At 29.9% G+C, this 12,208-nt stretch carries 18 protein-coding genes; 13 read left to right on the forward strand and 5 right to left on the reverse strand.

What is annotated here, in order from left to right:
- Nucleotides 1-16 precede the first annotated feature (16 nt).
- Complete coding sequence (locus CR143_RS06420; RefSeq protein WP_275655707.1) at nt 17-151, reverse strand: hypothetical protein; 135 nt, start codon at nt 149-151, stop codon at nt 17-19.
- Between the two features lie 56 nt (nt 152-207).
- Here CR143_RS06420 and CR143_RS00195 point away from each other — a divergent pair, with 56 nt between their 5' ends.
- The 4 genes from CR143_RS00195 (at nt 208) to CR143_RS00210 (ending at nt 2,787) form a co-directional block, all read left to right on the forward strand.
- Nucleotides 208-759 carry a histidine phosphatase family protein gene (locus CR143_RS00195; protein WP_099339844.1) on the forward strand — a complete coding sequence of 184 codons (552 nt, stop codon included), beginning with the start codon at nt 208-210 and terminating at the stop codon, nt 757-759.
- A 60-nt stretch (nt 760-819) separates the two neighbouring features.
- Nucleotides 820-1,077: a LysR family transcriptional regulator gene (locus CR143_RS00200; protein WP_099339845.1), complete on the forward strand. Its 258-nt coding sequence runs from the start codon at nt 820-822 to the stop codon at nt 1,075-1,077.
- A gap of 112 nt (nt 1,078-1,189) precedes the next feature.
- Nucleotides 1,190-1,528, forward strand: a complete 339-nt coding sequence (locus CR143_RS00205) for a P-II family nitrogen regulator (protein WP_099339846.1) — start codon at nt 1,190-1,192, stop codon at nt 1,526-1,528.
- A complete protein-coding gene (locus CR143_RS00210) occupies nt 1,525-2,787 on the forward strand; it encodes an ammonium transporter (protein WP_099339847.1) in 1,263 nt (420 codons plus the stop codon). The genes CR143_RS00205 and CR143_RS00210 overlap by 4 nt, the downstream gene beginning before the upstream one ends.
- Nucleotides 2,788-2,852: 65 nt before the next feature.
- Here CR143_RS00210 and CR143_RS00215 read toward each other — a convergent pair whose 3' ends face one another.
- Nucleotides 2,853-4,718 carry a potassium transporter Kup gene (locus tag CR143_RS00215; protein ID WP_099339848.1) on the reverse strand — a complete coding sequence of 622 codons (1,866 nt, stop codon included), beginning with the start codon at nt 4,716-4,718 and terminating at the stop codon, nt 2,853-2,855.
- A 187-nt stretch (nt 4,719-4,905) separates the two neighbouring features.
- Here CR143_RS00215 and CR143_RS00220 point away from each other — a divergent pair, with 187 nt between their 5' ends.
- The 8 genes from CR143_RS00220 (at nt 4,906) to CR143_RS00255 (ending at nt 9,933) form a co-directional block, all read left to right on the forward strand.
- Nucleotides 4,906-5,601 carry an AzlC family ABC transporter permease gene (locus CR143_RS00220; protein ID WP_099339849.1) on the forward strand — a complete coding sequence of 232 codons (696 nt, stop codon included), beginning with the start codon at nt 4,906-4,908 and terminating at the stop codon, nt 5,599-5,601.
- 1 nt (nt 5,602) lies between these two features.
- Nucleotides 5,603-5,914 carry an AzlD domain-containing protein gene (locus CR143_RS00225; protein ID WP_099339850.1) on the forward strand — a complete coding sequence of 104 codons (312 nt, stop codon included), beginning with the start codon at nt 5,603-5,605 and terminating at the stop codon, nt 5,912-5,914.
- Between the two features lie 3 nt (nt 5,915-5,917).
- Nucleotides 5,918-7,084 carry an MFS transporter gene (locus tag CR143_RS00230; protein ID WP_099339851.1) on the forward strand — a complete coding sequence of 389 codons (1,167 nt, stop codon included), beginning with the start codon at nt 5,918-5,920 and terminating at the stop codon, nt 7,082-7,084.
- A 49-nt stretch (nt 7,085-7,133) separates the two neighbouring features.
- Entirely contained in the window at nt 7,134-7,505 is a 372-nt protein-coding gene (locus CR143_RS00235) for a CidA/LrgA family protein (RefSeq protein WP_099339852.1), read from the forward strand.
- Nucleotides 7,502-8,233, forward strand: a complete 732-nt coding sequence (locus CR143_RS00240) for an LrgB family protein (RefSeq protein WP_099339853.1) — start codon at nt 7,502-7,504, stop codon at nt 8,231-8,233. Before CR143_RS00235 ends, CR143_RS00240 begins: the two co-directional genes overlap by 4 nt.
- A gap of 2 nt (nt 8,234-8,235) precedes the next feature.
- Nucleotides 8,236-8,772 (forward strand): cytochrome b, encoded by a 537-nt coding sequence (locus tag CR143_RS00245; protein WP_099339854.1) that lies wholly within the window; start codon nt 8,236-8,238, stop codon nt 8,770-8,772.
- Between the two features lie 71 nt (nt 8,773-8,843).
- Nucleotides 8,844-9,038: a hypothetical protein gene (locus CR143_RS00250; RefSeq protein WP_099339855.1), complete on the forward strand. Its 195-nt coding sequence runs from the start codon at nt 8,844-8,846 to the stop codon at nt 9,036-9,038.
- A 43-nt stretch (nt 9,039-9,081) separates the two neighbouring features.
- On the forward strand, nt 9,082-9,933 hold the full coding sequence (locus tag CR143_RS00255; RefSeq protein WP_099339856.1) for a D-amino acid aminotransferase: 852 nt from the start codon (nt 9,082-9,084) through the stop codon (nt 9,931-9,933).
- Between the two features lie 2 nt (nt 9,934-9,935).
- Here CR143_RS00255 and CR143_RS00260 read toward each other — a convergent pair whose 3' ends face one another.
- Nucleotides 9,936-10,175, reverse strand: a complete 240-nt coding sequence (locus tag CR143_RS00260; protein WP_099339857.1) for a DUF2061 domain-containing protein — start codon at nt 10,173-10,175, stop codon at nt 9,936-9,938.
- 92 nt (nt 10,176-10,267) lie between these two features.
- On the opposite strand from CR143_RS00260, the gene CR143_RS00265 reads away from it, so the two are divergent.
- A complete protein-coding gene (locus CR143_RS00265; RefSeq protein ID WP_099339858.1) occupies nt 10,268-10,663 on the forward strand; it encodes an MAPEG family protein in 396 nt (131 codons plus the stop codon).
- Between the two features lie 22 nt (nt 10,664-10,685).
- Here the strand turns inward: CR143_RS00265 and CR143_RS00270 are convergent, their stop codons facing one another.
- Together CR143_RS00270 and CR143_RS00275 are read right to left on the reverse strand one after the other, a co-directional pair.
- Nucleotides 10,686-11,903 (reverse strand): hypothetical protein, encoded by a 1,218-nt coding sequence (locus CR143_RS00270; RefSeq protein WP_099339859.1) that lies wholly within the window; start codon nt 11,901-11,903, stop codon nt 10,686-10,688.
- The gene (locus CR143_RS00275) at nt 11,904-12,119 is read right to left on the reverse strand and encodes a DUF6356 family protein (RefSeq protein WP_099339860.1); all 216 of its coding nucleotides are present in this window, start codon (nt 12,117-12,119) and stop codon (nt 11,904-11,906) included. It lies immediately after the preceding gene.
- Nucleotides 12,120-12,208 lie beyond the last annotated feature (89 nt).

Here is a 12,208-nt window from a genome sequence, read left to right on the forward strand (position 1 = left end):
AAAAAATATTAATTTTTTAAATATCTGTAAAAGTTCCTGTTCTAGGATCTCTTTTTAATTCTCTAACTTTGTTCTGTTTTTTTCCTCTAAAATAAAGAAAAAACATTGCTGCAATTAAAAAAACAATTAAAGTAATTAAATATTTTGTCATTTTTATAGATTAATTATTAATTATGACTATTCGAAGTCAACCGCTAGACTAATATAATGCAAGTAAGATCGATAATTTTAGTATGCCTACTAACTCTAGTAAGCTTTTTTCCAGCTTTGGCAGATGAGACAAGAATTATCAAAGAATTAAAAGAGGGTGGTAAATTAATTCTTATTCGCCATTCAGATGCCCCTGGAACGGGAGACCCTGCAAATTTTAATATAAATGATTGTAAAACCCAACGAAATTTATCATCAAATGGTATTGAACAAGCAAAACGTATGGGTGAATTTTTTATAAAAAATAATATTCCTTTTGAAAAAGTTTATTCTTCTGAATATTGCAGATGTAAAGATACAGCAAAGTATGCATTTAAAAATTTTGAAACTTTTTCTGGTTTAAATTCTACCTTTGCAGATCCAAGCAAAACCCCTGCTTATATAAAAAGAACAAAAGAGTTTATTGAAAAACTAGATAAAAATAAAAATTATATATTTGTTGCCCATCACACAACAATTCAAGGACTAGTGGATAAATTTGCAAGTTCAGGTGAGATGATAATAGTGGATAGATCTTATAAATTTTTAGGCAGCTTTAAAGTTAATTAGCATACCTCATTTTCCAACATTGCATTAGTTAGTTATGCATTTTGGATATAAATTTTTTTCATGAATTGGGAAAAGCTAAAAGTTTTTAAAAAAGTAGCTAAAGCAGGAAGTTTTTTAACAGCATCGAGGCAGGATAATAAATCTCAATCAACTTTTTCACGCGCTGTAATGGATTTAGAGAAAGAAATAAATCAAAAACTTTTTAATAGAACAAGCAAAGGAGTTATACCAACTTTGCATGGCAATACACTTTTAGATTTAGTTAATGATTTCTCCAGTAAACTAAATCAATTTAGAAATAATATTAGAAAAAATTAATTTTTTTTGGTTATGCATTCTGATCATATCTGAATCATTGAATGGTCATTTCATTTTAAAAAAAATCTTTGTTACTCCATAATTAATTTAAATAAACAAAACAGGGAGTATTATGAAACTAATTACTGCAATCATAAAACCTGAGCAGGCAGATAATGTTAAGAAGGCTCTTAACAAAATCGGCGTTGACGGGTTGACGATGACAGATGTCAAAGGATATGGGAGGCAGAAAGGTCACACAGAATTTTATCGAGGTTCTGAATACGAGGTTGCTTTTCTTCCAAAAACAAAACTAGAAATAGCTGTATCGAGTAAAAAATATACAAAAGCTTTACAGACTATACTTAAGACTGCAAAGACCGGAAAAATTGGTGATGGAAAAATTTTCGTAACTAATTTGAGCCAAGTTATTCGCGTTCGAACAGGTGAAAAAGGAGATAAAGCAATATGATTAAACTAATATCAAAGATTTCATTGTTTTTAGTAATTTTATTACAATCAAGTCTAGCTTTTGCACAAACTAAACCGGTTTTAAATTCTGGTGATGCTTCGTGGATGTTAACAAGCACCGCGCTTGTACTATTAATGACTATTCCAGGTCTTGCTTTATTTTATGGAGGATTAGTTGGTAAAAAAAATGTTGTCTCAACAATAAGTCAGTCATTTATGATCACATGTGTTGTAACACTTATGTGGTTTATATGTGGATACTCACTTACATTTGGTGAAGGAAATTTATTCATTGGTGACTTTTCAAAAACTTTCCTTAAGGGAGTAGAAGTTGCTGGTTTGACAATGACGATTCCAGAGTCAGTATTCGTTGTTTATCAATTAACTTTTGCAATAATTACAGTAGCACTTATTTGTGGATCAGTAGTTGAGAGAATAAATTTTGGTGCTTTATTTGTGTTTGTAATATTGTGGATCACTTTAGTTTACGCTCCGATTGGTCACATGGTTTGGGGTGGCGGTTATCTTTCTAAAATGGGAGTTTTAGATTTTGCTGGCGGAACTGTAGTTCACATTAACTCAGGAATTGCAGGATTAGTTGCTGCAATTGTTATTGGAAAAAGAAAATCTAAAGTCAGACCTCACAATGTTGCATTAACAATGATCGGAGCATCTATGCTCTGGGTTGGTTGGTTTGGTTTTAATGCTGGTTCAGCGGTTGCTGCAAACGGTAGTGCTGGAATGGCAATGTTAGTAACTCAAATTGCAGCAGCAAGCGCAGGTATCGCTTGGATGTTTGCAGAATGGTTTACAGGTGAGAAAAAACCAAGTCTTCTTGGACTGTGCTCAGGTGCCGTTGCAGGTTTAGTTGCAATTACTCCAGCCGCTGGCTTTGTTAGTCCAGTAGGAGCATTTTTCATCGGCTTAATTTCTGGGGTTCTATGTTTCCTTGCTTGCACAAAATTAAAGAGTGCACTTGGCTACGATGATGCCTTAGACGTTTTTGGTATACATGCTTTTGGTGGTGCTGTAGGTGCAGTGTTGACCGGTGTGTTTGCTGCAAAGGCAGTTGGCGGAGTAGAGGGTGGATTTGATCAAGTTAAATTACAATTATTAGGTGTTGGTGTGACAGTGCTTTATACAACTGTTGTAACTTACATTATTTTAAAAGTTGTAAATTTGATTACGCCTTTAAGAGCTTCGGATACTGAGGAAAGAGAAGGTTTGGATCTTTCTCAGCACGGTGAACAAATAAGTTAAGTTATAACCCCTTTATAAACTTACTTAAATAATTGGGCCTAGATTTTAATCTAGGCCCTTTTTATTTAAATCTCGATAACTCCACCTATTTCAACAGTTCGATCTTTAGGAATTTTATAATATTCTGTTGCACCAAGCATTGTTCGATGCATTAAAATAAATAATCTTGAAAATATATTTGTATTTTTGCTAACAACTTTTACTTTTCCAATAAAGAAAGAAGTATCTAGCATACTAAATTTAAATTCAGTTGCTCTGATAAGGGCTAGGACTCTTGGGATATTTGGCTCTTCTTGAAAACCATACCTGACAATAATATTATAAAAATTATTTGGATAACGTTTTATTATTACTCTTTCATCATCACCTAGTTTAGGAAAATTAGTAAAACTTAAATGCATAAAAACAATGCGCTTATGTAAGATTCTGTTATGTTTTAAATTATGTAGTAATGCCATAGGAACAACTTCAGTGTTGGGTACGAAAAATATTGCAGTACCAGCAACTCTTTTTGGCGGATTTTTTTTAATTTGAGATAAAAACTTTTTGATTTTTACTGATCCATCCCAACGTGCTTTAAGCATTCTTTCTCTACCGCTAATCCAACTAATCATCATTAATACTATTGCAAACGCTATAAGAATTGGAACCCAACCTCCTTCGAAAAATTTAAATAAATTAGATGAGAAGAATGCAATGTCCATAATTAATAAAAATAGAAAAATAGGAATAAAAATTAATTTATTCCAACCTCTTACAAAAATAAGTAGGAATGTTGCAAGAATAGTATCAATCAACATAGCCCCAGTTACAGAAATTCCATAAGCGGCTGCTAAGTTTTCAGAGCTCTTAAAACCTAATATAAGCAATGCAACTCCAACAAATAAAAGTATGTTAATTTTAGACAAATAAACTTCACCATACTCATTAGTAGAAGTATGTTTAATTCTAAGTCTAGGAATATAACCTAATTGAACCGCCTGACTTGTTATTGAAAAAACTCCAGATATTACAGCTTGAGAAGCGATAATAGTTGCTGTGGATGCTAAAATGATCAGTGGAATTAATGCCCAATCCGGTCCTAATCTAAAAAAAGGATTATCGATGGTTTTAGGATCAGAAATTAACAATGCGCCTTGCCCATAATAATTTAGTAGAAGAGCAGGAAAAACTATTATTAACCAAGAAGTTTGAATTGGTTTTCTACCAAAGTGACCTATATCTGTATAAAGAGCTTCAGCACCAGTTATTGCAAGTACCACGACTCCTAAAATTGTTATTGCAATTCCTTGATGTTTGAACAAAAAATTTAATCCGTAAATTGGATCTAGAGCTTTTAAAATTTGAGGTTTGTTTAATATTTCAAACAATCCTAAAGCTGCAATAGTGACAAACCAAACTAACATTATAGGTCCAAAAACTGCACCAACTTTTCCAGTTCCAAACCTTTCAACTGCAAAAAGAATAGAGACAAGTCCTAAAGAAATATAAATAATATAAGGTTCTAAATCAGGTGATAAAACTTTTAATCCCTCCACTGCGCTCAAAACAGAAATAGCAGGAGTGATAACGCTATCACCAAAAAATAAAGCAGCACCAATTGTACCAAGTATAGTAACTATCCATTTAGTTTTAGGTTTTTTACCTATTTTTCTTATTAATAAAGCTGTTAATGCGAACACACCTCCTTCGCCATGGTTGTCTGCACGCATTATAATAAAGATATATTTAATGCTAACCACAATAATTAAAGACCAAGTGATTAAAGATAAAACTCCAAAAACTGAGTTAACAGTTCCAGTGCCACTTTCTTTAGCGGCTTCTACTGATAGTTTAAGAGCGTAAAGTGGGGACGTTCCTATATCTCCAAACACAACACCAAGTGCTGCAATAATCAAAAGAGGTAGACTTCTACCATTTTTATGATTCATGAGGGCTTTATTTATATATAAATTTGGCAAATCTCTAATGATTTGTTTTTCTAACTATAAATTCAGCAAATATCATATATAAAAATGTGACTATAAAATACGCTTTACTCAATTACTCGAACAAACAACAAAACTACTTCAACTTAAGCACGAACAACTTATCAATTTAATATTTTATAAAATAATAATGAGAACAAAATTTAAAATTTTTATATTGGGATGCAAAGATGTCATTCCTTTATTGATCCCGGTAGTTCCCTTTGGAATTATTTTTGGTGTTGTTGGAATTGAGTCTGGATTGGGGGCGACGATTACTTTTTTAATGTCGATTATTATCTTTGCAGGATCATCACAACTGGCTTTTACTCAACTTTTTACCAGTGGTGCAACCGCTCCTGTTATTGTTAGTTCTGTTGCAATTGTAAATTCAAGACATTTTTTATACAGTGCAGTGATTGCTCAATATTTAACCAAATTGAAATTGTTTTGGAAAATAATTTTATCTTATTTTCTAACGGATCAAGCTTTTATTGTTTCTCAAAAATATTTTAAACAACAGCCAAAAAATAATCTTAGACATTATCATTTATTAGGCTCTGGATTTACACTTTGGTTTATTTGGCAACTTTCAACAATTACCGGGATTGTTGTAGGTGAAGTTATTCCAAAAGAATTAAATCTAGCTTTTGCAGTTCCTTTAACTTTCATTTCGCTAATTATTGTAGATATGAAAAAGTTAGATCATTTAATTGTTGCAATCACGTCAGGTATTTTTGCAGTAATTTTTTTTAATTTACCTCTTAGAACTTATATAATTGTTGCTGCGGCTGCTGGAATTTTAGTTGCTTACGGATTAACTCATACAAAACTTTATAGAAAATAAAATGCTTTGGACAACATTAATATTAGCAGGTCTTGTTACTTTTTTTACTCGTTTTTCAATGATTGCATTATTAAAAAAAGATTATTTTTCGCCACGTGTAAAATTAGTTTTAAGTTATGTCCCAAGCGCAGTCTTTCCAGCAATTATTTTTCCAGCTGTTTTTTTAAATTCTACAGGTCAGTTAGTATTTTTTGATAATCCAAAAGTTTTAGCTGCTTTAATTGCAGTATTAGTTGGCTATTTAACAGAAAGTGTAATTGCTACTATTCTATCTGGTCTTGCAGTTTTGTGGTTATTAATCTTTTTTATTTAATCGATGTTTAAAAAAGTTTTATCACTTCCAAAAACTGTTTGGTTAATTGGATGCATCAGCCTTATTAATGACAGTGCGAGTGAAATGGTTTATCCGCTTCTTCCACTTTATTTATCAAGTGTATTATTAGCAGGTCCGAAAGTACTCGGAATAATTGAAGGTATTGCAGAAGCAACTTCTAGTTTGCTTAGATTAGTTACAGGAGTTATTTTTGATAGGACAAGGAAGGCAAAGCCGTGGTTAGTATTTGGTTATGGAATTGCAGGAATTAGCAGACCTTTAATTGCATTTATTAGTTCATGGCCAGCATTACTTCTTATTAGGTTTGCAGATCGAGTGGGTAAAGGAGTTAGATCATCCCCAAGAGATGCATTGCTTGCAAATAGTACCGATAAAAAAAACTATGGCTTAGTCTTTGGTTTTCATCGCGCCATGGATAATGCAGGCGCAATTATTGGACCATTGATCGCTGCACTATTAGTTGGCATCGGTATATCATTACAGAATATTTTTCTATTAGCACTAGCTCCTGCAATTTTAGCAGTTTCATTATCTTTAATGATTAAAGAAAAAAAATTTAAACCTATTAAAAATCAAAAAATTAAATGGTCATTTCAAGGAATGCCAAAAATTTTTAAAAAGTATTTATGGGCTGTTGCCTTTTTTACATTAGCATGTTCATCAGATTTATTTTTATTATTTAGATTGAAAGAGTTGGGTGTAGAAAATTATCAAATTCCTATAATATGGGCAGGGGTCTCTTTAGTAACCACAGTTTTTTGTACACCATTTTCTGCTCTTTCAGATAAATATGGAAGGCTTAAGTTTTTAGCATTAGGCTGGATTGCTTATATTTTATTTTATTTATTTATGGCCCAGGCAAATTCTTTAAATTTTACTATTTGGATTTTATTTGGGTTTTATGGATTATTTAAAGCAGCCACAGAAGGAGTAGAGCGAGCATTTGTTGCAGATCTTACCAAAATTAACCAACGTGGTACTGCATTTGGTTGGTTTAATCTGGTAACAGGCCTAATGTTATTTCCCGCTTCATTTATTTTTGGGTTCTTGTATGAAAGTTATGGTGTTCAAATTGCATTTTTATTCTCAGCTATTTCATCAATCATTGCACTTATTATTCTTGCAGGCTGCAGAAATAAGTCTGTTTAATTTGAGTAATATTGATTAGTATTTTCAGATAGCTTAAAAAATTAAAAAAATGCTACGTGCTATATTTATTATTTTCTTTTTCCAACTTTTAGGAGAAGCAATCAAAAAATTTTTTGAAATGCGAATTCCAGGTCCTGTATTAGGACTTATTCTTCTACTTATTGTATTAATATTTTTAAAAAGGTTTAAAACTGTAGCCATTACAAATTTAAAAGAAGATGTAATTAATACCTCAAATTATATCTTAAATTATCTTTCACTTTTATTTGTTCCAATTGGCGTTGGTGTTGTGATGCACCTTTCTTATTTGGAAAATAATCTTTTTAAAGTTCTAATTATTGTTTTTATATCTACTATTTTAACCATTGGTCTGACCGCATTTTTAATGGAAAAAATAAATAAACGAATTAATAAGAAATGATTGAGAAGGATAAGCTTTATAGTATTTGGGTTTATTTGCAGGCAGAACCATTATTTTGGTTAACCTTAACCATTGGTTCTTATTTAATAGGAGATTATTTTTATAAAAAATCAAAATTATTTCCGCTCGTAAATCCAGTTGCAATTTCAATATTTATTGTATCACTGGTCTTAATTAATCTTGATATTTCCTACGAGCGATATTTTGATGGCGCCAAATTTATTCATTTTATGTTAGGGCCAGCAACGGTAGCTCTTGCAATTCCAATTTATAAGCAATTCAAAGTCATTCAAAAAGAAGCTTTAAGTATTTCGGCCTCACTTATAGCTGGAAGTTTGTTTGCAATTATTTCAACTTTTATTTTATGTGAAATTTTTAAAATAGATGATCAGGTTTTATTTAGTATGCTTCCACGAAGTGCGACAGCTCCTATTGCTATGGGTATTGCGGATTTAATTGGGGGAATTCCATCGCTTACGGCCATTATAACAATCTTAACAGGAATTATGGGTGCTTCTTTTGGAACTTTTGCTTTAGATTTTTTAAAACTAAAAGATATGTCAGCAAGAGGTTTCGGATTAGGTCTGGCTTCGCATGGAATTGGAACTGCAAGAGCTATGAGCAGAAATGAAACAGCAGGAGTTTTTGCAGCTTTAGCGCTTGGTTTAAATGGTATTGCAACCGCAATATTAGTTCCGCTATTATTTAAGTTATTAAATATTTTTTAATCATGGGTTTAAAAAACTCTCCAGATAATTATGGTCTTATAAGTAAGAATCTTCACTGGATTTTAGCAGTTCTACTTTTATTAAATTTTTTTTTGGGATTTATTATGGGAGATTTAGAAAGAGGCCCTTTACGATCATCCTTATTTCATTTTCATAAATCAATGGGAATACTATTGCTTGGACTAATTATTTTAAGATTATTGTGGAGGGTAATTAATACTACACCCATACATTTATCTAATAATCAACTTATTAAAAGAATTTCAAAATTTGTTCATTATTCATTTTATTTAATTTTATTAATAGTCACATTTAGTGGATGGATTTATTCAACTGCAAGAGCAGGTCCTGTTGATGTTTTTGGATTATTTTATATGCCTGCAATTGTAGAAAAAAATGACGTTATCGGTCAAATAGCAAAAGATATACATATTTATTCAGTTTATATTTTCATTTCTTTTGTGATCATTCATATTTTTGCAAGCATTTATCATCATTTTTTTTTAAAGGATAAAACCTTAAAGAGAATGTGGTATTGAAATATATAATGATTATCTGTGGTTTCTTAATTTAATTGCTTTTTTTAAATATAGTATTAAGTTTAATTTATATGGCAACATACGAATGTCCAAAATGTAAAATGTCCGCAAACATAACTTGTGGAAAATGTGGAGCGCCTTTAAAAGATTCTTCATTAAAGTTAGATAATGGACAAAAAGTTCAAATCTGCGAGTGTCCTAACGGTCATGGAAAAATTAAAAGTCCTTTGTGCTGTGGCCAGGATATGAGCTGTCAGGTTGCCTAGTAAATATTTAACAATCTAAAATTTATATAGCGTAGTAGAAAAGATGAGACAAGTTTACGTTAATGGAGATTATAAAAGAGAGGATGAAGCCAAAGTTTCAATCTTTGATAGAGGTCTATTATTTTCAGATTCTATATATGAAGTAACCTCAGTAATTAATGGAAAATTAATTGATTTTAATCATCATATGAAAAGATTAGATCGCTCTATGACTGAATTAAAATTTAAAAGTTTCATTAAACATAATGAAATCTTGGAATTTCATAGAAAACTTATTGAATTAAATAATTTAAAAGAAGGAATGGTCTACACCCAGGTAACCCGAGGGGTTGTAGATAGAAGTTTTGATATGCCAAAAGAAGCCATCAAACCTACAGTGCTTGCTTTTACTCAAGAGAAAAAAATTTTAGAATCTGATGCTGCAAAAAATGGAATTAAAGTGATGACACTTGAAGATATGAGATGGAAAAGAAACGATATTAAGACTACACAATTATTATATGCAAGCATGGCAAAGTCTGAAGCCACAGCTAAAGGTTTTGATGATGCATGGATGTTAAGGCAGGGTAATGTAACCGAAGGCAGTTCTAACAATGCTTGGATAGTAAAAGGTAAAATTATTATGACAAGACATTCTAATAATTTAATTTTAAGCGGAATAACGAGAGAGGCTGTTTTAAAATGTGCAAAAGATTTAGGTTATGAGGTTGTAACTAAAAATTTTACATTACAAGATGCTCAGTCTGCAAATGAAGCCTTTGTAACATCAGCAACTGCCTTAGTAACTCCAGTTGTAAAAATTAATACAAGCCAAATCGGCGATGGAAAACCTGGTAATTTTGTTAAAGCTTTAAGAGCAGAGTATATAAAGCAGGCCTTAGAGACTGCAATTTAATTTTAAGTGTTATTGATTTTACTCGCCCAAAATTTATCTAAAAAGTAATACCACACCCCATTAATTATTGGCTCAACCAAAGCATCTACTGCTGCAAGTTCTAAACTTGAGCCGGTAATAAAAACATTACAAGTTGCAGCAATAATAATGTGCCCAATTGTATAAATAATTGCTCTTGCAATGCTTGATCCGATTAATTGTTTTTTTATTGCATTGAAGAACCCGCTATCAAATTCAGCCATAAGAAATAATATAGACCTTAGGTGTTAAAATTCAATGTGTAAGTTTGTTAATTATAGAATTATTATGTGAATCTGTTATTAAATTTTAAAAAATGAATATTTCAATTTTATTTACAATAATTTTTATAATTTTTTACTTAATTCTTACAATAATCACTATTAAAGCGAGACGAGCTGCTCGAGTTGAATATGGAGATGGTTTTAATAAAGATTTAACCAAAGCAATTAGAGCTCATGGTAACTTTTTTGAATTTACAGTTTTTTTTATAATTTCTTCTTTTTTATTAGAGCTTTTAGATGGGGCCCTTATTTATATTTTTTTAGTAAATATTATATTTTTTTTAGGAAGAATTTCCCATGCTTATAGTATGTTTAAAGAAAAGTTATTATTCAGACAAATTGGAATGATGGCAACTTTAACTTGCTACGTATTTAATTGTATTTATTTATTATATTTATATTGGCAGTATTTTAAACAGTTAGATTAAATACTTAATTTATAAAGAACGCTTAGTTATTAATTATTAGCTTAAAAGACTTAGTGATTATTCTATAAATAGGAAATGACCCAACTCGATCGCTTATCACAGTTTTAATATTCCAGCATGAAAAATACAAAAAAAATAAAATATAATAATATTTTTTAGTGATAAAAAATTTTTTTAATTTTGAATAAAGAAAACCTTCATAAAATTTAAAATATTTATTCTTAATAAGAAAAAAATAAGTAAAAATTGAAAACGTGTATGCTATATTTACGACTCTTCCCCAGTCATACATGGCGGCAAATAATATAGGAACAGGACTAAGTAATAATATTAAAATTATAAAAAAAAACTTAAATCTAAATGGAAAAATAATTTTTTTTTTATTAAATTTAGAGTTTGCGCAAAGAATAAAAAGCGGTAAAAAACCAACAATAATAATTATTATATATCGAATGAAATACTCTATTTTATAATTATTGGCTGTGAATTGTTGTAGGATTGTTGATTTACTTTTAAGCAAAGCTAGCGACATATAGCATCGTTCCTGAAATACAGACATTAGCTCTAAACACATTTTATCATGCCCAGAATCAGATAATGGATTTAAAATTACTAATAAAAAAGTTACAAATGAAGGAATGCATATAATTAAAGTCTTGCAAACAACTCTAATAATATTTTTTTTAAAATTTTTGATATATAAAATAAAAATTATAAACGGAAAAAAAAATATTACAGGTTCCCAAATAAGAAATGATACTGGAAAAATAAAAAAAATATAACTATTGCAATATTTTTCACTATATTTATTTGAAGACAAATATAAAAAAACAATAAAAATTATAAATATAAGTGTTTCCTTTCTAACTAAACTCTCAATTTCAGCAAGAGGAAATAATAAAAATATTGGAGAGTACAAAGCTAGTCTAAGTAGAAAATTAAGTTGAATTTTTTTTATAAAATTGAATGTTAAAATTAAAAAAATTAAGTAAAAAAAAATTTGGAATAAAAATACAACAAATCTTATTTTACTTTCAAATAAAAGGGCCAATTTAAATGCAATCTCACCTAATAAACCTCTTCTTGTGAAGCCGCCTTGATAATTAATTAACCACTCAGACATTGTGGAGTCATTACCAACAGTATGTTTGTTAAATAAAAAAATTGAAGCACAAATAAACAAAAATGATAAATATAAAAAAAATATGTTACTTTCTTTTTTTTTAGAAATTTGTGCCATTTATTTTTTATTATCTTGTTCTGATTTTTGAAAAATATTATTAATTCGTTTTATTCTTTTACTTGTTGTGTATTCAAACCAAGCCGGATTAATTGCGTGAACAAACGCAGTAACAAAAGACCATAAACATTTAAGCCCAATTTTCATTGCAAAAAACATGTGTTCAAAATAGCCTTTATTAGCAAGTTCTAAATGTCTTTTAATTTTGTTAATCATATTTAGATAATAGTCATATTATACACTTAGCGTATCAAATTACATAATTTCAAGTATTCAATAAAAATTTTTATTTTATTAACCCGCAT

This window comes from Candidatus Fonsibacter ubiquis (genome assembly GCF_002688585.1).
In the GTDB taxonomy this organism is placed as follows: Bacteria; Pseudomonadota; Alphaproteobacteria; order Pelagibacterales; family Pelagibacteraceae; genus Fontibacterium; species Fontibacterium commune.